Consider the following 19,608-nt stretch of genomic DNA (forward strand, 5'->3'; position numbering starts at 1 on the left):
GACTCGCTCGCCGCGGTGTTCCGCGTCGAGAGGAAGTGCTTGCCCTGGAAATCCATGGTGTCAGTCCGCCATCCGGAGAAGACACCCGAGCCGGGTGCCGATGCGGAGCCCAGTCATCTCAGAGACTGCCCACAAATGCTACTGGTATGGCCGTCTGATGGCGGTTTTTCCGCTTCCGGTGCTCACGCACCAAATGTGCGCTGCGCTCCGGTTCTCAAAACCACCACCAGCCGACTCATACCAGCGCATTTCCGGACGGTCTCTTCAGCCTTCGCCGTCTTCCGCAAGCCGTTCCGCCAGCGTCTCGTCGGTGATCAGGACGTTGACGTAGCGGCGGCGCAGGCGGCGCTCCTCCGCAGGATTCAGGCCCCAGCCGGGCAGGCCGGCGATCGGGCGCAGCGCCGCCCACAGCTCCCACAGGGGCAGGGCGCCCAGATCGACTGCCCGGTCGATGCCGGTGAGGGCGAGATAGGAGCGGGTGAGGGCGGCCATGGCCTCCCCGCCCTCGGCCAGGAACAGCTCCAGCCGGGCATTGGCCAGGTCGGCCAGCGGGTCGCCCGCCGCCGCGTCCTCCCAATCCACCACCGCTTGCAGCCGGCCGCCGCGCCACAGCAGGTTGCCGGGCCAGACATCGCCATGCAGCAGCACAGGCGGGTTGCGCCGGGGCGGCGGCCAATGGGCGGCCAGTGCGGCACGCAGCCGGGGCTCGGCCAGGCTCTCATCCGGCTCGGGCCGGTGCCGGGCGATCAGCGCCGCCGCCTGCGCCTCCTGCCGCGGCAGGAAGGGCAGGGGCGGCACGCGATGGATCGCGGCCAGCGCCCTAGCGATCTGGCGCATCCGGTCGTCGAGGTCGGCCGGCCCGTCCTCGGTGTCGCCGTCGATGAAGCCCTGCAGCAGCCAGGGCGTGGGCAGGATGGTGCCGCTCGTGTCGAGGTGCAGCGGCGCCGGGGCGGGCACGCCGGCGGCCTGCAGCGCCTGCAGCAGCCGGAATTCATGCGCCGCGATCTCCGGGTCGCGCGCCAGGTCGGCGGCGCCGTGCCGGCGCAGCACCACGGTCTCCGTGCGCCCGTCCGGCAGCGCCGCCTCCAGCGCCACCACCTGGGCCGAGACGCCGCCGGCCAGCGGCCGGGCGCCGAGCAGGCGGGCATCGGGATGGAGGCGCCGGAGGACGCGCTCCAGCGTGGCGTGATCCGGGACCTGCATGCCGGGCAGCGGCACTAGCGGCCCAGGGCGATGGCCGAGCCGGTGAAGGGCACCACCAGGGTGAAGCCCTGCGGCGTCGGAGCGATCGGCGTGCCCGCGGCGGTGCCGAACTGGGTGACGCCGCCGCCGAGATGCTCGGCGACGTCATGCCGGCCGCCGGCGAAGTCGAAGGGCGTGCTGTCGACCAGCCGGGCGGAGAACACGTTGCTGCCGACCAGCGGCACGGACTTGGCGCCGTCGGGGCCGGTGACGGTGGTGCCGACCACCAGGCTGGCGCGGCGGAAGGTGGCGATGCGCTCGCCCCGGGCGAAGGAGTCCGGGTCGTCGAAGGTGCCGGCCGGCTCACGCTGCAGGTACAGCGAGAATTCGCCGACCGGGTCGACCCCGAGCTGCAGCCCTCCATTGGTCACGCCATGCGTCTGGAACGGCTCGGCGGCGAAGGTGAAATGCGCGGTGCCCTCGCTCCGCTTGCCGTCGAACAGCGGCACGTCGAGGAAGGGCAGGTGGAGGAAGTACCCGTAATCGGCCACCGGGCCGTCCGGCTCGACCTGGTAGAAGCGGCCGGTGACGTACCAGGCCAGCTCGGCGGGGAGGAGGGCGGGCATGGAGATAGGATCGTCTCTGTCTTAGTTAAAGTAAATTTTCGCGTTAAATCGGTTTGAAGATGCTTTGTGGATTGTCTGAATGTAGTCGGGCGTAAAATTCCAAGGCGTATCGATCCGTCATTCCCGCAACAAAATCACATATCACTCGCATTCTAGCACTCGCGTTTGATTCAAATTTCGACCAAAGAGCGCGAACATCATCTGGCATAAGCAGATAACCCTTGCTCCCGGAAAGAGCGTCAAATATCTTGCTCACAACTTCATATCCCCTAAATTCGGCAACTTTCAACCTTGTCGAAAATATCGTCGCCTCGTATGTATAGTTTTTAAGGGTTTCGACTTTTCTATGAACTTTTGAATCAAGTATGATTTTGCTAAGAGATGGGTATTGATTATTTATTTCAACCGTTACGCCATTTATAAATTCTCCTACTAACTCAGTTGTTAGTTCAGTGCGAAGATATCCTGACTCCGCAATATCTCGAGATCTTACGAAAGCGCGTGTAATATTATAAAGATCCATTTTTTGACCTGGATCGGAAAGCTTGGAAAAAATGTCCCAAAATACCTCTATCACATCTATATCGGTGATAGAGGTATTGTTGGTTGCCTTCGCAACTTTGAGGGCAACTCGTTTGAGCAGCTTAGGATCAGATGAAAGTATGGATGCTGGGGTAAGAAATCCAGCTTTAAGGGAATCTTCAAGATCGTAAGTCGAATACGCTATATCGTCGGCAATATCCATTATGGCGCATTCGATAGTTTTGAATCCAACGCCATCCGCTAAATCGGGTGCAACGGCTGATTTGATCTTTTTGACGAGATTAGCATCATCTTCATAATAACCTTTTACCAATGGTTCTTCTTTGTCACGAAGAGGGGGTATAGGCTGATCGTACTTTAAGGCCGCCGCAAGTGTTCGGTAGGTAAGGTTTAAGCCAACACGACTATCGTTTAGGTCTGGCGTGTCTTGCAGTTTCTTCTCAAGTCGAGAAATTATCCTTAGCGTTTGAGCATTTCCTTCGAATCCACCATATTCTTTCATTTTATCATCGAGAGCATGCTCTCCGTTGTGACCAAAAGGCGGATGTCCAAGGTCGTGGATAAGTCCTGCGACCGAGCAAAGCCGAGTATCGATATTGTTTTCTTGAAAGTATGGGATTTGATGGTTCATGCGGAAGGCGATTGATTCCGCGATTTGCGCTACCTCTAGAGAATGGGTAAGTCGATTTCTGAAAAAATCGGATTCGTGTCCAGGAAAAAGTTGGGTTTTCCCTTGAAGTCGACGAAATGCCGGGCTGTGAATGACGCGTGCATAGTCACGCCGACTTTCACTGCGCCATGGTTCGCCTTTTTCCTTTGATTCGACTTGCCTTTTCCAGTCGTACTCGCCGTATAGCGCCTTGGATTTCACTGTTTCTTCTTGATTAATTTTTTGGTCGTTGCTGCCGGTTTCGCCTCCGCTCTGGCCGCCGCTGCCTTTCGTTGGGCTACGGCTCTCAGAATTCCCAGGCGCTCGTCTGCGGAGCGAGCTGACTGGACTACGGCTCGATAGCCCTTCATCGTGATCTCCTGACGGCATCGATCTATCAACGCTCTAACAACGTGAGTGAGGCTTGGCCGTTCCCGGCTACTTGGATCCAGGATGCATGAACCGCAGCCGTTAAGCTATGGCTGATATGGGGTTGGTTTTGCTGAAGAATTAAATTTCGCAATGCCGATTGTTCCAGCGGAGCATGTCTAGCAAAAAAGCTCCCCTCACACCCCCGTCTGCGCCGACAGCAGCACCAGGGCCCGGCCCTGCAGGTCGAAGGTCTCCCCCGCCGGCAGGCGCCCCTTCGGCGGTGCCTCCGGGTCGGCGGTGTCGACCAGGGCGGTCCAGAAGGCGCCGTCCGGCACCTCCGGCAGCAGGAAGGGCACCGGCTCGTGATGGGCGTTCAGCAGCAGCATCAGCGTCGCCTCGGAGCCGCGGCGGCGGATGCCGGTGGGCTGGGCGCGGCCGTCGATCAGCATGCCCAGGCAGCGGGTCTGCGGGTTGGTCCAGTCGCCATTCTCCATCTCCTTTCCGTCCGGGCGCAGCCAGGCCACGTCCTTGACGTCCAGCTCCTCATTGTAGACGCCGGTCAGGAAGCGGCTGCGGCGCAGCACCGGGAAGCGCTGGCGCAGCGCGATCAGCCGGCGCACGAACGGGGCCAAGGCGCGGCCGTCCTCGCCGATCGCCTCCCAATCCACCCAGCCGATCGGGTTGTCCTGGCAATAGGCGTTGTTGTTGCCCTGCTGGGTGCGGCCGAACTCGTCGCCGCCCAGCAGCATCGGCGTGCCCTGCGACAGCAGCAGCGTGGCCAGCAGGTTGCGCTTCTGCCGCTCGCGCAAGGCGCGGATCGCCGGGTCGTCGGTCGGGCCCTCGGCGCCGCAGTTCCAGGACAGGTTGTCGGCATGCCCGTCGCGGTTCGCCTCGCCATTCGCCTCGTTGTGCCGGTTGTTGTAGGAGACCAGGTCGTTCAGGGTGAAGCCGTCATGGGCGGTGACGAAGTTGACGCTGGCCCAGGGCCGGCGGCCGCGGCGGTTGAACAGATCGCCGGAGGCGGCGAGGCGGGAGGCCAGGTCGGCCACCTTGCCCTCGTCGCCCTTCCAGAAGGCGCGCGCGGTGTTGCGGAAGCGGTCGTTCCACTCCGCCCAGCCGGGCGGGAAACCGCCGACCTGGTAGCCGCCGGGGCCGAGATCCCAGGGCTCGGCGATCAGCTTGACGCTCTCCAGCACCGGGTCCTGGCGGCAGCTGTCGAGGAAGCCGCCGCCCTCGTCGAAGCCGTAGGGCTCGCGGCCGAGGATGGTGGCGAGGTCGAAGCGGAAGCCGTCGACCCGCATCTCGGTGGCCCAGTAGCGCAGGCTGTCGGTCACCATCTGCAGCACCCGCTGGTGGCTGAGATTCAGCGTGTTCCCGGTGCCGGTGTCGTTGATGTAGTAGCGCTTGTCCTCCGCCAGCCGGTAGTAGGAGGCGTTGTCAATGCCCTTGAAGGACAGGGTGGGGCCGCGCTCATTGCCCTCGGCGGTGTGGTTGTAGACGACGTCGAGGATGACCTCGAGCCCGGCATCGTGCAGCCGCGCCACCATCTCCTTGAACTCGGCGGTCTCGCCGGTGGCGGCATAGCGCGGATGCGGCGCGAAGAAGCCGATGGTGTTGTAGCCCCAGAAATTGCTGAGGCCCCGCTCCAGCAGGTGGCGGTCCTGGACGAAGGCGTGCACCGGCATCAGCTCGACTGTGGTGACGCCGAGGTCGCGCAGGTGCCGCACCACCTCGGGCCGGGCCAGGCCGGCGAAGGTGCCGCGCTGGGCCTTGGGCACGGCCGGGTGGCGCATGGTGTAGCCGCGGACATGCAGCTCATAGGCGATCGTGCGGTCCCAGGCCACCGACGGGGGCTGCGACCGGCCCCAGGTGAAGGCGGGGTCCACCACCCGGCATTTCGGCATGAAGGCGGCGCTGTCGCGGCTGTCGAAGGACAGGTCCTCCTCCGCCGCGCCGATGGTGTAGCCGAACAGCGAATCGTCCCAGGCCAGTTCGCCGACCAGCCGCTTGGCATAAGGGTCCAGCAGCAGCTTGTTCGGGTTGAAGCGGTGCCCGGCCGCCGGCTCGTAGGGGCCGTGCACGCGATAGCCGTAGACCGTGCCGGGGCGGGCGTCGGGCAGATAGCCGTGCCAGACCTCGTCGGTGTATTCCGGCAGCTCGACCCGGGCGATCTCGCGCTTACCTTCCGCGTCGAACAGGCACAGCTCGACCTTGGTGGCGTTGGCCGAGAACAGGGCGAAGTTCACGCCCAGCCCGTCCCAGGTGGCGCCGAGCGGGAAGGGCTGCCCCTCCAGCACCCGGACGGCAGGCTTCACCGGCTTCTTCATCCGCTCTCTTTCCCTCCGGCCGGCCGAGCCGGCCCCGCCCTGCTATCCTACAGCGCCTCGCGCCAGCGAGACCGCCACAGCCGGTAATCCGCCCCGTATTCGCTCGCCGGGCTGGTCTCGTTGCCGAAGCGGTCGCGGAAGGGGTTGAGCACCCGATGGCCGCGCCAGTCGAACACGTCGGTGGCCGCCGTGGGTCCCAACGCCTCGGCCAGCGCATCGTTCCGCAGGCCGCGCAGCAAAGCGAAGGCGTCGACGGCGCGCAGCCCCAGCCATTCGTCGACATCGGCCGGCCGCAGGCACAGGCGGCGCCGCTTGCGCCAATGGCCCAGCACGTCCCAGACCAGCGCGGCCGGCTCCTCGTCATCCTCCGGCGGGCGGGCGACGACGCGCAGGTCGACCCGCTCAGCGAAGCAGCCGGTCAGCTCGACCCGCTCGCCGCGCGCGGCCGCGACCGCCAGGCCGAGCCGCTCGAAATGCTCGCGCCGCGGCTCGTCGGTGCCCGGGGTGCGGGGCAGGCCGGGCACGGCAGGTGTCGCGCCGGGATTCGAGATCACGCGCAGGACTCTATTCACCATCACGACCTCCAAGATGATGCAGGAACACCGGCAGCCGGCCGAAAACGGGGCCGAGGTCGGCCCGGCTGCCCCCAATCCCCCGCTCACCACCCCCATCGCCGGGCCGGGTCGGCAGCGGCACCGCGGTGCCGTCGAAGCCGGTCAGGCCCAGAGCTCCGTTCAGCCGGCCGGCCACCAGGCGCGGCACGGCCACCACCAGGTGCCGCCCGTCCAGCGACCGGCGCCAGGCCACGACATGCGCCGCCGCCGGTCCCTGGGCTTCGACCGGGGCATAGTCGCCGCGGGCGAAGATGTCCGGGTCGTCGCGGCGCAGCCGCAGCAGCCGCGCCGCCAGCCAGTGCTTGATCCGCCCGTCCGGCCAGGTGTCCGCCAGCCCGGCCGGATCGGCCCCGGCGACGGTGTCGAGCCGGCGGGACAGCCGGTCCCAGTCGACCGGGCGGCGGTTGTCCGGGTCGACCAGCGACAGGTCCCATTCCTCGGTGCCCTGGTACAGGTCGGGCACGCCGGGCAGGGTCATCTGCGCCGCCAGCTGGGCCAGGCCGTTGACCGCGCCGATGCGGGCGACGCGCCCGGCGAAGGGCGCGGCCGCGGCCACGAAGGGGCCGGCCGGGTCCAGCGCGGCGCGGATGAAGCGCTCCAGCCCGGCCTCATAGGCGATATCCGGATCGGTCCAGCTGGTCTCGTCCTTGCCCTCGCGCGCCGCCTTCAGCAGATAGGCCGCGATCCGGTCGGCAAAGTCCGCATCCGGCCCGCCGGCGGGCCAGGTGCCGATCACGGTCTGGTAGAACAGATATTCATGCCGGCGGCTCGGCACCGGCCGGTCGTTGCCGCCGCCGCGATGCGGCGCCAGCAGGGCCGACCAGGCGGCGATGGCGGCCTGCCACTCCGGCGCCAGCTCGCTCAGCGCCGCGAGACGAGCGCGGACATCGGCGCCGCGCTTGTGGTCATGGGTCGACAGCGCCGACAGGGCGTCCGGCGCGTCCTGTCGGCGTTGGGCGAAGACGGCGTGGAAGTCCTCGGGCGTCATGCCGAAGCGCTCCGGCCAGCCGCCGACCTCATTCAGAGAGACCAGCGGCACATGGCGGTAGAAGGCGGTGTCCTCCACCGCCTTGGCCGCGACCGCGCCGGTCAGCTGCTGGAAGCGGCGCAGGATCCCGGCGGCCTCGTCGCCCGGCAGGCGGCCGGCGGCGAGCGCCGCCACGAAGTCGAGCGCCGGCCCAGGCTGGGCATCGCAGGCCCGGCCGATCGCGGCGTCCAGGCCGAAGGTCGCGCCGTCCGGATAGCCGCGATAGCTGGGCAGCTGCCCGATCACCGCGGCCAGGGCCTCGTGGATCGCGGCGCGGGTCAGGTCGCGCTCACGCCAGCCGGCATAGGCCAAGCGGTCGACGGCGTCGACCAGCGCCTCGAACGGCGCGGCCAGGCTGCCCTCGATCACCGCGCGGCGGCATTCGCGGACGGTGTCGGCCATGCCGCCCCGGTCGCCGGTGAAGCGGGCATAGGCGGCACGGACCGGGCCGGCCGCCGCCGGGTCGACCTGCAGCGTATGGATCGCGTTGGCAACCTCGTAGCCGCTGGTGCCCTCGACCGGCCAGCCGGCCGGCAGGTCCTCGCCCTCGGCCAGGATCTTCTCGACCCAGATCGCGAAGGGCGCGCCGGCAGGCCGCACGGCGTCCGCCGCCTGGCGCAGCCGGGCCAGATAGCCGCCCGGGTCGGCCAGCCCGTCGACATGGTCGATGCGCAGCCCCTGGACCTGGCCGGCGGCGACGGCGCCGAGGATGCGACCATGGGTGGCATCGAACACCACCGGATCCTCGACCCGCACCCCGACCAGCCCGTCGATGTCGAAGAAGCGGCGATAGTTGATCTCGGCGGCGGCGACGCGCCAATGCGCCAGCCGGTAATGCTGCCGCTCCAGGAGGGCGTGCAGCGCATCCGGGCCGGGGTCCCCGGCGATCGCGTCCGCCGTGCCGGGGGCGACGGGCAGGGTGTGGCCGGGCACTGCGACCGCGGGGCGGCCGCTGGCAGGATCGCGGACCAGCCGGATGTCGCCGGTGCGCAGCGCCTCGCCATAGCGCCGGCCCAGGATTGGCAGCAGCACCCGGCCGGGGTTGGCCGGTGCCTCCCAGTCGATGTCGAACACGGCGGCATGCGCGCTGGCCCGGCCATGCTCCAGCACGTCGCGCCACCACGGACTGGCCGGGCTGGCGGCCATGTGGTTCGGCACGATGTCGAGGATCAGGCCGAGGCCGTGGGCCCGTAGCGCCTCGGTGAAGCGGGCGAAGCCGTCCTCGCCGCCGCGTTCCGGGTCGATCCGGGTCGGGTCGATGACGTCGTAGCCATGGGCCGAGCCGGGGCAGGCGGCCAGCAGCGGCGAGGCATAGACATGGCTGATGCCGAGCCGGGCGAGATAGGGCAGGGCGGCGCGGGCGTCGTCCAGCGTGAAGCCGGCATGGATCTGCAGCCTGGCCGTGGCGCGAGGCGGGTGGACGATGGCGCTCACGACGTCGGCTCCAGCACCGCGACCGTGCCCCAGCCCTCGATGCCCCCGGCCAGGGCGGCGGCCAGGCCGGGCGCGCTCTCGAACAGGATCTCGCCAGACGGCATCTCCCAGGCGGGGCCTTTCTCCGGCGCCAGATGGGCGACGATGCGCAGCCAGCCGCCATCCCTCAGCATCCAGGCGACGTCGAGCATCCGGTCGCGGCTGCGGTCGATGCCGGAGCCGATGCGGCGTGGCGCCAGCAGCGGCACCAACCGGCTGTGCCGCAACTCCAGCAGCCGCCGCACCAGCGTCAGCCGGCGCATGGCCGCGTCGTCACCGTCATCCGGCGGCTCAAGCACCGCGGCCTCGAAGGTGGCGGGATCCAGCGCGTCGGGCAGGGTCTCGGCGGCATCGGTGAAGCCGGCGAAGGCCGCGAACTCCTCGCGCCGGCCGCGGCGCACGATGTCGGCCAGCTCGCCCTCGAAGTCGCAGAAGAAGGGGAAGGGCTGGCGGCTGCCCCATTCCTCGCCCATGAACAGCAGCGGCACCTGCGGCGCCAGCAGCAGCACCGCGGTCATCGCCTCCAGCGCCGCCGGCTCTGCCAGGGCCGCCAGCCGGTCGCCGAGGGCGCGGTTGCCGATCTGGTCGTGGTTCTGCAGGAAGCCGACGAAGGCGGTGGGCGGCAGATGGGCGCTGGGCTCGCCGCGCGCGGCCCGGCGCTGCGCCGACCAGTCGCCCTGGTAGATGAAGCCTTCCGCCAGGGCCCGGCCCAGCCGCGGCACCGGCGCGTCGGCATAGTCGGCGTAGTAGCCGTCGGCCTCGCCGGTCAGGACGACATGGGCGGCGTGGTGCAGGTCGTCGTTCCACTGCGCGTCGTAGCGACCCTGCGGGCCGGGTGTGCCGGCCAGGCGCCGGGCCTCGTTCAGGTCGTTCTCCAGCACCAGATGGATGTGCCGGTCCGGGAAGGCGGCGCGGGCGGCGTCGGCGATCTCGGTCAGGATGTCCGGCCGGCTGTCGTCGCGGATCGCGTGCACCGCGTCCAGGCGCAGTCCGTCGAGACGGAATTCCTCCAGCCAGTACAGGGCGTTGTGGCGGAAGAAGTCGCGCACCTGCGGCCGGCGGAAGTCGATCGCCGGGCCCCAGGGCGTCAGCCGGTCCTCGTCGAAGAAGGATTTGGCATAGAGCGGCAGGAAGTTCCCGGCCGGGCCGAAATGGTTGTAGACGACGTCCAGCAGAACCATCAGCCCGCGCCGGTGGGCCGCGTCGACCAGGTGCTTGAGGTCGTCCGGGCTGCCATAGATCGAGGCCGGGGCGAAGGGCAGCACCCCGTCATAGCCCCAGCCGCGCGATCCCACGAAATCGGCCACCGGCATCAGCTCGATCGCGGTGATGCCCAGCCCGGCGAGATGGTCCAGCCGCCGCTCCACCGTCGCGAAGCCACCGGGCCGGCCGATGGCGCCGCAATGCAGCTCGTACACCACCGCCTCGTGCCAGGGCCGGCCGCGCCACTCCGCAGCCTGCCAGTCATAGCCCGCCGGGTCCCAGACCAGGGACGGGCCGAAGGGGCCGCCCGCCTGGGCGCGCGACGCCGGGTCCGGCACCTCGGTGCCGTCGGCCAGGCGGTAGCGGTAGGGCGTGCCCGCCGGCAGGCCCGGCACGACGCGGCCGAACCAGCCGTCATCCAGCCGCTCGAGCGGCAAGGCCTGGCGGTCCGGCCCGGCCAGCAGGGTCACGGCCCCGGCGTCCGGGGCCCAGAGGCGGAAGCGGGTGCCGCCGTCCGGGCGCCGCTCGGCGCCGAAGGGCATGGCATGGGCCACGCGCTCGGGCTGCGGCGCGGTGAGGGCGCGGGCGACGGCCGGCGGGGTCATCGCCGCGCCTCCGGCCGCAGGACCGGAGTCCGGTCAGCGTCGCCGCTTCGGCGTGCCATCCGGGTCCAGCTCCTGCGCCCCTTCCGGCACGCTGCCCGTGCCCTGGCATTCCTCGTCCAGGATCTCCGCCTCGGCCTGGGTCCAGTGCTCCTGCTGCCGCCCTTCCGGGCAGCCCAGAGCTTCCCAGATCTCATAGGCACGCCGCTGGATTCGCTGGTCGCGATCGTCGCTCATGTGCCGCTCCGGATTTCAGTATTGATCGCCATTATGACTCATTCGCCTCGGCCCGCATCGCAATTCTGGGAAACAAATGTTAAGGTTTTGTAAATTGAAATCTTCTTGCCGTGATCCGGCCTCCTGAGCTGCATGCGAATTCGCTGCCTGCATTATTGTCGTGCAAAAGAAATCGCTCGATGCCGAATCGGAGGATTTCTTTCTCTGTCCAGCGGGGCGCGCCGATGCGGCTGCGCTTGCCGGGCCATGGGTCTCGGGACGCCGGTCCGCGGCGATGGTCGCCCGCAGCCCGGCCCCTGTCCGCTTCAATAGGGCCGCTGAGGCTCGGTTCCGGCGCGGCCGGAAGATTCTTCCCGCAGCAATCGACCGGTGGGAAAAGAGTCTTTCCAGGGTCGCAACGACCGGGGCATACTCATCACCAGCGATGGTCGCTTGACGGGGGGAGAGGGGAATTGGTAACGTTCCCACACCCGGCTCCGAGAGACCGGGAAAAGACTTCACCGGGGAGATGCCTTTGACCGGCAAGCGCCAGCCCACCATCATCGATGTCGCCCGCCTGTCCGGGGTGTCGAAGACCACGGTGGCGCGCGTGCTGTCCGGCGTCGGGGCGGTCCATTCCGAGACCCGCCGGCGGGTGGAGGAGGCGGTCCGCCAGTCCGGCTATGAGCGCAACCACCTGGCCTTCGGCCTGCGCACCGGCCGCAGCCGAACCCTCGGGCTGGTGATCCCCGACCTTTCCAACCCTTACTGGGCCGATCTCGCCCGCGGCGCCCAGGACAAGGCGGAAGCGGAGAAGCGGTCGCTGCTGATCTTCAGCTCCGACTGGGATGGCGAGCGGGAGCGCCGCCATCTGCAGGCGCTGCGCCAGGCCCGGGTGGACGGCATCCTGATCAATCCCGCGGTGACCGACGACATCACCCTGCTGCACCAGACCGAGGCGCCGGTCGTCGTGCTCGGTTCGAGCGGTGAGCGGTTCCCGGAGTTCAGCAGCGCGCGCAGCGACGTCGCCCAGGGTGTGCGGCTGGCGCTGGACCATCTGATCGGCCTCGGCCACCGCCATGTCGGGCTGCTGATCGGCCGCGACCGGCTGGGCCGCAGCCGTTTCGTCTCCGAAGCCCGCGCGCATTGGCAGCGGCAGGGGCTCGACGCCGCCCTGCTGCCAGCGGAGGAGGCGACCTACACCGTCGAATCCGGACAGGCGGCCACGGCCCGGCTGTTCGAGCGTGCGCCCGGCATGACCGCGGTCTTCGCCGCCAACGACCTGATGGCGGTCGGCGCCATCCTGGCGGCCCGCGCCGCCGGCCTGGTCTGCCCGGACGACATCTCGATCATGGGCATGGACGGCGTCGAGGCCGGCAGCTTCACCGACCCCGGGCTGACCACCGTCGACAAGCCGCGCTACGACATCGGCGTCGAAGCCACGTGCCTGCTGCTTGGGGCGATCGACGGCACCGGTGACACTGTCCACGCCGTGCTGCCGTGCCGGCTGGTCGAGCGTGCATCGGTGGCGGCGCCCTCGGGCCTGCGGACCGTCCGGAAGAAGAGCGCCTGACATGACCGGCGTCGATCACAGCTCTCCCGCTCCGATTCCGGCCATGCATGGGAACGTTCCCAGCATCAAGGCCGGCCGCGCGTCCGGTCTGCGGCGGGTCTGGCGCTGGCGCGGCTACTACCTGATGCTGCTGCCGGGCCTCTTGTACTTCGTGGTGTTCCACTACCTGCCGATCTGGCAGGCCAAGCTGGCCTTCCAGGACTATCGCATCATCGGCCCCAGCGTCTGGGTCGGGCTGAAGCATTTCCGGGCGCTGTTCGAGAGCCCGGTATTCTACCAGGTGCTGTGGAACACCCTGCTGATCAGCGCCATGAAGCTGGTCATCCTGTTCCCGGTGCCGGTGATCGTGGCCCTGCTGGTCAACGAGGTGCAGGGCAGCCGCTTCCGCCGCTTCGTGCAGTCGGCGATCTACCTGCCGCATTTCCTGTCCTGGATCGTCATCGCCGGCGTCTTCATCGCCGTGCTGTCGCCGACCGACGGCACGGTCAACGACATCCTCGGCCTGTTCGGCTTCGCCCCGGTGCCGTTCATGACCTCGGAGGGGTCGATCCTCTGGGTCCTGGTCTTCTCCGAGATGTGGCGCAGCGCCGGCTGGGATTCGCTGCTGTTCCTCGCCGCGGTGATGGCGATCGACCCGCAGCTCTACGACGCCGCGACGATCGACGGCGCCGGGCGCTGGCGCAAGGTCTGGCACGTCACCCTGCCGGCCCTGGTGCCGACCATGGCGACGGTGTTCATCCTCAATCTCGGCGCCTTCATGAGCGCCGGCTTCGACCAGGTGTTCAACTTCTCCAACGACGCGATCCGCGACCGGATCGACATCCTCGACACCTATGTCTACCGCATGGGCATCCTCGGCGGCGAATACGCCTATGCCACCGCCGCCGGCGTGTTCAAGGCGGTGATCGGTATGGGCATGATCCTGGCCGCCCACTTCGTCTCCAAGCGCATCACCGGCAAGGGGGTGTGGTGATGGCCGCCTCCCGGATACGCCGCACCCCGTTCGAGCGCATCGAATACGCCATCATCTGCTCGACCCTGCTGCTGATGGTGGTGGTGACGGTCCAGCCGATCCTGAATCTCCTGGCCGTGTCGCTGTCCGACAGCGCCGAGGTGCCGGGGATGAGCGGCCTGGCCGTGCTGCCGCACGGCTTCTCGCTCGATGTCTGGCAGGTGCTGCTGACCCATCCGCAGGTGCTGAAGGGGCTGGCCAACAGCCTGCTGATCACCATCGCCGGCACCGCGATCAACGTCGTCGCCACCACGCTGATGGCCTGGGCCCTGTCGCGCGAGGGGCTGCCGGGCCGCCGGGCGATCCTGGTCTTCATCCTGGTCACCGTGGTGTTCGATCCCGGCGTGGTGCCGGACTATCTGGTGATGAAGCAACTCGGCCTGCTCAACTCCTACTGGTCGGTGATCCTCTATCGCGGCGTCTTCGCCTGGTACCTGATCGTGCTGATCCGCTTCTTCGAGGAGGTGCCGAAGGAGCTCCTGGAGGCGGCGGAGATGGAGGGCGCCTCGCCGCTGCAGACCCTGTGGTACGTGGTGGCGCCGCTGGCGCTGCCGGCGATCGCCACCATCACCCTGTTCTACACGGTGCTGCACTGGAACGAGTATTTCCGGGCGATGATCTACCTGAACGACCCGGGGAAGTGGCCGTTGCAGGTGGTGCTGCGCCAGTTCGTGGTCGAGGGCGACAAGTCGCTGATGGTCGGGCTGGACGCCATGAACAAATACACCGGCGGCAGCCAGATCGACCTGCGGGCGCTCAAGGCCGGGATGATCATCCTGACCCTGATCCCGGTGCTGGCGATCTATCCGCTGATCCTGAAGTTCTTCACGAAAGGCACGATGAGCGGGGCCGTGAAGGGATGACCCGCGCATCGACCAATAAAACAGAAAGTCGAGGAGGAGACGCAATGAACAAGATGCTTCTGGGACCTGCGCTGGCCCTGGTGTTCGCGGCGGCGTTGAGCGCATCGGCGCAGGCCGCCGATCCGGTCACCATCCGCGTCGTCAGCAAGGACTTCACCAAGTCGAACCCGGATGATGTCAAGCTGGTGGCGGCGATCGAGGCCGGCATGGCCGCGAAGGGCCATCCGATCAAGATCGACCTGGTCGACGTGCCGCCCGGTGGCTATGCCGACAAGCTGTCGCTGATGCTGCTGTCGGGCGACATCCCGGACCTGATCTACTTCCAGGGCGGCGACCAGAAGATCGTCGAGCAGGGCCTCTTGGAGGATTGGCGGCCCTGGCTGGACAAGGCGCCGAACCTGAAGAAGGCGCTGTGGGCGCACAACCAGCCCCGGCTCGAGAACTACCCCTATCTGATCTACCCGTTCCCGGTGCGCGCCAAGATCGGGGTGATGCGACAGGACTGGCTGGAGAAGACCGGCCTGCCGGCGCCGCAGACGCTGGACGACTGGGAAAACCTGTTCCGCAAGATCGTCGACGGCGACCTCGACGGCAACGGCAAGAAGGACACCTACGGCATCACGGTCGCCACCATCCCGCCGGCCGGCGCCACCGACGAGCTGGACGAGATCTTCAACCAGGCCTTCGGCGTCAGCGGCACCTGGCTGAAGGATTCCTCCGGCCAATGGATCAGCGCCCGGGTGTCGACGCAGGAGCGCGACAAGATCGCCTATTACCGCAAGCTGTTCGCCGAAGGGCTGCTGGACCCCGACTTCATCACCACCAAATGGGACACGCGGGAGGACAAGTTCTACTCCGGCCGGGTCGGCGTGATCCTCGGCGTGGTCGGGGTGAACATGGACATCTACCAGGGCAAGATGCGGCAGCTGCATCCGGGCGTGAACCTGGTGCCGCTGGACCCGCCGAAAGGCCCGGGCGGGCAGGGGCTGCGCGCCGTCGATGTCAGCCGCGAGAGCCGCGGCTTCGCCATGTCCGCGATCTCCGAGCACAAGGAGGACGTGGTCGCGCTGATGGATTTCATGGCCAGCCCCGAGGGCCAGGCGATCGACCGCATGGGCTTCGAGGGCGAGGAGTGGGTCAAGGACGGCGGCGCCGTTAAGGTCACGGACAAGATGGCGACCTGGTATCCGCGCTTCATCATCGACCAGCCGGACGCCTGGAAGCCGCCGGTGCCGCTGCTGTCGGAACAGGCCCAGAAATCGATCGACCTGGCGCAGAAATACTACGCGCCGGACGACGCCTTCGTCTTCCCCAGCGACTACAACGCCCGGCTGGACGCGGTGGAGAACGTCTATCGCAGCTATGTCTGGAAGTTCATCTCCGGCGAGCTGCCGATGGAGAAGTGGGGCGACTACGTCGCCGAATGGAACGCCAAGGGCGGTTCCGAGATCACCGACTATGCGAGGACCAAGCTGAATGGAACGAACTAGCCCCCATGCCTCGCCCCCCTTGCGTCCTGCGCCGGTTCAAAATGCCGACTGGGCAGGAGAAGGGCGCAGCGCGATGCAGCGCATCGCGCAAGCCGTTCGACGCCCCCGGTCGGCATTTTCAACCGGCCCGGAGGGTCGCCTTGCGGCGGCCGCCTGCGGGCGCAGGCCGCTCGACCGTATGTCCCTATACGCTCTTCGCGGCCCGCGCCCTCATTCGACTCGCCGGAAGGCGACGCAGGACGTAAGGGGGGCGAGACATGGGGGCTAATGCAGGGCCGTCGCTGAAGGGGCGGATCCGGGGGATGCTGCACGGCGTCGCGTTCGGCGACGCCCTGGGCGCCACGATCGAGAAGCTGTCCGCGGCCGAGATCCGGCAGCGCTACGGCCGGGTCACCTCGCTGGACGTCGAGTGGCACCGCATGGTGCTGTCCGACGCGGAGCGCGGCGGCCGGATCCGTGGCCACGGCATCGTCACCGACGACACGCTGATGACGCTGTGCCTGATGGCGGTCTATGAGGAGGCCGGCCGCCATCTCGACGCCTGGGACATGGCCGGCGGCATGGTCCGCCAGATCGCCTGGACGCCGCGCTGGATCCCGGAGATGCAGCGCGAGACCATGCTGATCGAGCGGCTGTTCTACCCGGAGAAGTGGATCTTCCAGCGCCACCAGCTGACCAGCTGCGACCCGCGCGAGGGCGGCATCGGCAATATGGTCAATTGCGGCGCCGCCATGTACATCGCCCCGGTCGGGGCGGTGAACGCCTGCGACCCGAAGGCAGCCTATGACGAGGCGGTCGACCTCGCCGCCGGCCACCAGCACAGCTACGGGCTGGAGGCGGCGGGGGTGATGGCCGCCTGCGTCGCCGCCGCCATGGTGCCCGGCACCACGATCGAGGCGGTGGTCGACACCGCTGTCGACCTGGCCAAGGACGGCACCCGCGCGGCGATTGCCGACATCGCCGAGGCGGCGGTGCGGCTGAGGCCCCATCGTGCCGACCATGCCCGGGTGACGGCGGAGTTCCAGTCGATCATCGGCCGCTATTCCAGCATGGGCGACGACGTCCATCGCCGGATGGAAAAGGCCGGGCTGCCGACGCACGACTACACCCCGTCGCGCCTGCGCGCGATCGAGGAGCTGCCGCTGGCGCTGGGCTTCTGCCTGATCCATGACGGCGACTTCCGGGCGGCGATCGTCGACGGCGTCAATTCCGGCCGCGACACCGATTCCATCGGCTGCATGGCCGGCGCCATCCTCGGCGCCATGCAGGGCGAGGCGGTGATCGACCCGGCCGACCGCGACCTGCTGGCGCGCGCCAACCGCTTCGACCTGGCGGCCGAGGCCGACCGCTTCCACGACGCGGCCGTCGCCATCCTGGCCGCCGATCTCGACCGCACCCGCCGCCGCGACGCCCAGCGCCTGGCGCTGACCGCCGACCCCGTCCAGCCCGCCCGCGCCGCCGCCGGCCGCTGACCCGCCCGAATCTCAAGGCCCCGGAATGCCCCTGCCCACCGACACACTCGACCGCATCTATGCCGGCTTCCTCGGCAAGGCCATCGGCGTGCGCCTCGGCGCCCCGGTCGAGCCGACGATCTGGACCTGGGACCGGATCGACAAGACCTATGGCGAGATCACCGGCTATCTGCGCGACTTCAAGAACTTCGCCGCGGACGACGACACCAATGGGCCGGTCTATTTCATCCGGGCGCTGCGCGATTTCGGGCTGGACCCGTCGCCGCAGGATGTCGGCCGCACCTGGCTGAACTATGCCGCCGAGCAGCACGGCATGTTCTGGTGGGGCGGCTACGGCATCTCCACCGAGCACACCGCCTTCGCCAATCTGCAATCCGGCGTCCCGGCGCCGGACTCCGGCTCGATCGCCCGCAACGGCGCGGTGATCGCGGAGCAGATCGGCGGCCAGATCTTCGTCGATTCCTGGGGCTGGGTGTGCCCGGGTGACCCGGCCCGTGCCGCTGACCTCGCCGCCCGCGCCGCCAGCGTCTCGCATGATGGCAACGGCCTCCATGGCGCCCGCTTCGTCGCCGCCTGCATCGCCAAGGCCTTTGTCGCCGAAACCATCGAGGAGGTGGTCGAGGCCGGCCTGGCCACCATCCCGGCCGGCAGCGAATATGCCCGCGTCGCCCATGCGGTGCAGGCCATGCACAGGGTGAAGCCGAAGGACTGGCGCGCCTGCCGTAGGATGCTGGAGAGCGAGTTCGGCTATGACCGCTATCCCGGCGTCTGCCACATCATCCCGAATGCCGGCCTCTTGATCCTGTCCCTGCTCTACGGCCAGGGCGACCTGTCGCGCACGGTCGAGATCGCGACCATGGGCGGCTGGGACACCGACTGCAACGCCGGCAATGCCGGCGCCATCGTCGGCACCCTCGCCGGCATCGCCGGCGTGGCGCCGCATTACCGCAAGCCGATCAACGACGGCATCGTCGCCTCCGGCATCACCGGGTCGCTCAATATCGTCGACATCCCCAGCTTCTGCCGCGAGTTGGCGGTGCTGGCCCATCGCCTGGCGGGGGAGGAGCCGCCGGCGGAGTGGGCGGCGGATATGGAGCGGCGCAGCCTGCGCTTCGACTTCGACCTGCCCGGCTCGACTCACGGCTTCCGCACCGAGGCCGACAACCGCATCGCCCTGTCCTGGTCGGACGAGCGCAAGGCCACCGGCCGCGGCGCGCTCTGTGCCCTGCTGGACCGGCTGGAGCGCGGCGATGGCGGCCGGATCTTCTGGAAGCCCTTCTACCGCCGCAGCGATTTCGACGACGAGCGCTACCGGCCGATGTTTTCGCCGGTGGTGGCGACCGGGCAGGAGGCGGTGCTGCGGCTCTGGCTCGACCCGTGGGAGGGCGACGGCCATCTCCGCATCGTGCCCTATGTCCGCCGGGCGATGAGCGGCGCCATCGACGAGATCGGCGCCTGGACCCAGCCGGCCGCCGGGGCGTGGCAGGAGCTGCGCTTCACCGTGCCGGAGACGGGCGGCGAGGCGGTGGACGAGATCGGCATCAAGGTCGAGTATTTCGGCCGGCTGAAATTCCTGGGCCGGATCTTCATCGACGAATTCACGGTCTCCGGCGCCGGCACGGCCCGGCTGGATCCGCGGATCGAGGCGAATGAGTGGGGTGGCATCACCCGCTGCACCTGGAACCGCGGCGTCTGGAAGATCGAGGACGGCCGCATCCACACCCTCACGGCAACCGACGCCGATCTGTGGACCGGCCATCTCTATGCCCGCGACCAGACCGTGACGGCGGAGGTCACGCCGCTGGCCGGCGATGGCCACCTGGTCTGCGCCCGGGGCCAGGGCAACGAGCGCTGCTATGCCGCCGGCTTCGTCTCGGCCGACGAGGTGGCGATCATCCGCCGCGACTTCGGCGAGACCGTGCTGGCCCGGGCGCCGTTCCGGCGCGAGCTCGGCCGGACCTACAGCCTGGCGCTGGAGGCGGTGGGCGACCGGCTGACCCTGTCGGTCGACGGCAAGGTGCTGCTCGAGGCCCGCGACGCCACCCTGGCCTACGGCATGGCGGGGCTGCGCCTGCCTTCGGCCGGGCGGATGCAGGCCGGGGTGATCGAGATCCGCGAGACCGCCTGAGGCCCGATCGACTGTCATCGGGGAGAGGCGGCGCCGGCTGAGCGCGTCTCTCCCCGGCGGCGGCTGGATCGGAACGGATGAGTGCTGAAGCGGGATCGTGGCAATTCAACATAATCTTGGCTCAATAATGATGAAGGGAGGTGAAGTCTGGATTGAAAATGGCGCGATGAAAATTCTGCTCGCGCGGAAAAGAATTGAGCAGGCCGTCAGGTCGCGATCTACTCGACAGGATAAAT

The 19,608-nt window shown here is 68.2% G+C and carries 14 protein-coding genes; 6 read left to right on the forward strand and 8 right to left on the reverse strand.

The features are described 5' to 3' along the window. Positions 1-264: 264 nt before the first annotated feature. The 8 genes from BWR60_RS27095 to BWR60_RS27130 all read right to left on the reverse strand — a co-directional run bounded on the left by BWR60_RS27095 (position 265) and on the right by BWR60_RS27130 (position 10,855). Positions 265-1,203, reverse strand: coding sequence for a phosphotransferase family protein (locus tag BWR60_RS27095; RefSeq protein WP_088154909.1), 939 nt, complete (start codon positions 1,201-1,203; stop codon positions 265-267). A gap of 14 nt (positions 1,204-1,217) precedes the next feature. Beyond that, positions 1,218-1,808, reverse strand: a complete 591-nt coding sequence (locus BWR60_RS27100) for a hypothetical protein (protein WP_088154869.1) — start codon at positions 1,806-1,808, stop codon at positions 1,218-1,220. Positions 1,809-1,851: 43 nt separating this feature from the next. Continuing rightward, a complete protein-coding gene (gene dgt, locus BWR60_RS27105; protein ID WP_088154911.1) occupies positions 1,852-3,390 on the reverse strand; it encodes a dGTP triphosphohydrolase in 1,539 nt (512 codons plus the stop codon). Between the two features lie 176 nt (positions 3,391-3,566). Continuing rightward, positions 3,567-5,699, reverse strand: coding sequence for a glycogen debranching protein GlgX (gene glgX, locus BWR60_RS27110; protein ID WP_088154871.1), 2,133 nt, complete (start codon positions 5,697-5,699; stop codon positions 3,567-3,569). A 47-nt stretch (positions 5,700-5,746) separates the two neighbouring features. Beyond that, complete coding sequence (locus BWR60_RS27115) at positions 5,747-6,274, reverse strand: hypothetical protein (protein ID WP_144445780.1); 528 nt, start codon at positions 6,272-6,274, stop codon at positions 5,747-5,749. Further along, complete coding sequence (gene treY / locus BWR60_RS27120) at positions 6,264-8,774, reverse strand: malto-oligosyltrehalose synthase (RefSeq protein WP_179221966.1); 2,511 nt, start codon at positions 8,772-8,774, stop codon at positions 6,264-6,266. The genes BWR60_RS27115 and treY overlap by 11 nt, the downstream gene beginning before the upstream one ends. Next, positions 8,771-10,621 (reverse strand): malto-oligosyltrehalose trehalohydrolase, encoded by a 1,851-nt coding sequence (treZ, locus tag BWR60_RS27125; protein WP_230983194.1) that lies wholly within the window; start codon positions 10,619-10,621, stop codon positions 8,771-8,773. Before treZ ends, treY begins: the two co-directional genes overlap by 4 nt. 33 nt (positions 10,622-10,654) lie before the next feature. Next, complete coding sequence (locus BWR60_RS27130) at positions 10,655-10,855, reverse strand: DUF2934 domain-containing protein (RefSeq protein ID WP_088154877.1); 201 nt, start codon at positions 10,853-10,855, stop codon at positions 10,655-10,657. Positions 10,856-11,369: 514 nt separating this feature from the next. On the opposite strand from BWR60_RS27130, the gene BWR60_RS27135 reads away from it, so the two are divergent. The 6 genes from BWR60_RS27135 to BWR60_RS27160 all read left to right on the forward strand — a co-directional run bounded on the left by BWR60_RS27135 (position 11,370) and on the right by BWR60_RS27160 (position 19,372). Next, complete coding sequence (locus BWR60_RS27135; RefSeq protein ID WP_218823704.1) at positions 11,370-12,407, forward strand: LacI family DNA-binding transcriptional regulator; 1,038 nt, start codon at positions 11,370-11,372, stop codon at positions 12,405-12,407. 43 nt (positions 12,408-12,450) lie between these two features. Next, positions 12,451-13,380, forward strand: coding sequence for an ABC transporter permease (locus BWR60_RS27140; RefSeq protein ID WP_088154881.1), 930 nt, complete (start codon positions 12,451-12,453; stop codon positions 13,378-13,380). Beyond that, positions 13,380-14,282, forward strand: a complete 903-nt coding sequence (locus BWR60_RS27145) for a carbohydrate ABC transporter permease (RefSeq protein WP_088154883.1) — start codon at positions 13,380-13,382, stop codon at positions 14,280-14,282. The genes BWR60_RS27140 and BWR60_RS27145 overlap by 1 nt, the downstream gene beginning before the upstream one ends. Positions 14,283-14,326: 44 nt before the next feature. Further along, positions 14,327-15,772, forward strand: coding sequence for an extracellular solute-binding protein (locus BWR60_RS27150; RefSeq protein ID WP_218823705.1), 1,446 nt, complete (start codon positions 14,327-14,329; stop codon positions 15,770-15,772). 257 nt (positions 15,773-16,029) lie between these two features. After that, on the forward strand, positions 16,030-17,244 hold the full coding sequence (locus BWR60_RS27155; protein WP_088154885.1) for an ADP-ribosylglycohydrolase family protein: 1,215 nt from the start codon (positions 16,030-16,032) through the stop codon (positions 17,242-17,244). A gap of 25 nt (positions 17,245-17,269) precedes the next feature. Beyond that, positions 17,270-19,372, forward strand: a complete 2,103-nt coding sequence (locus BWR60_RS27160; protein ID WP_179221967.1) for an ADP-ribosylglycohydrolase family protein — start codon at positions 17,270-17,272, stop codon at positions 19,370-19,372. Positions 19,373-19,608: the final 236 nt, after the last annotated feature.

This window comes from Inquilinus limosus (assembly GCF_002195995.1).
GTDB lineage: Bacteria > Pseudomonadota > Alphaproteobacteria > DSM-16000 > Inquilinaceae > Inquilinus > Inquilinus limosus_C.

Excerpts from the sequence above, each read along its gene's own strand:
- treZ (WP_230983194.1), bottom strand. The coding sequence starts at position 10,621 with ATGACCCCGCCGGCCGTCGCCCGCGCCCTCACCGCGCCGCAGCCCGAG.
- glgX (WP_088154871.1), bottom strand. The coding sequence starts at position 5,699 with ATGAAGAAGCCGGTGAAGCCTGCCGTCCGGGTGCTGGAGGGGCAGCCC.
- BWR60_RS27115 (WP_144445780.1), bottom strand. The coding sequence starts at position 6,274 with ATGGTGAATAGAGTCCTGCGCGTGATCTCGAATCCCGGCGCGACACCT.
- BWR60_RS27130 (WP_088154877.1), bottom strand. The coding sequence starts at position 10,855 with ATGAGCGACGATCGCGACCAGCGAATCCAGCGGCGTGCCTATGAGATC.
- BWR60_RS27100 (WP_088154869.1), bottom strand. The coding sequence starts at position 1,808 with ATGCCCGCCCTCCTCCCCGCCGAGCTGGCCTGGTACGTCACCGGCCGC.
- BWR60_RS27160 (WP_179221967.1), top strand. The coding sequence starts at position 17,270 with ATGCCCCTGCCCACCGACACACTCGACCGCATCTATGCCGGCTTCCTC.
- BWR60_RS27140 (WP_088154881.1), top strand. The coding sequence starts at position 12,451 with ATGCATGGGAACGTTCCCAGCATCAAGGCCGGCCGCGCGTCCGGTCTG.
- BWR60_RS27155 (WP_088154885.1), top strand. The coding sequence starts at position 16,030 with ATGGGGGCTAATGCAGGGCCGTCGCTGAAGGGGCGGATCCGGGGGATG.
- BWR60_RS27145 (WP_088154883.1), top strand. The coding sequence starts at position 13,380 with ATGGCCGCCTCCCGGATACGCCGCACCCCGTTCGAGCGCATCGAATAC.
- BWR60_RS27095 (WP_088154909.1), bottom strand. The coding sequence starts at position 1,203 with ATGCAGGTCCCGGATCACGCCACGCTGGAGCGCGTCCTCCGGCGCCTC.
- dgt (WP_088154911.1), bottom strand. The coding sequence starts at position 3,390 with ATGCCGTCAGGAGATCACGATGAAGGGCTATCGAGCCGTAGTCCAGTC.
- BWR60_RS27150 (WP_218823705.1), top strand. The coding sequence starts at position 14,327 with ATGAACAAGATGCTTCTGGGACCTGCGCTGGCCCTGGTGTTCGCGGCG.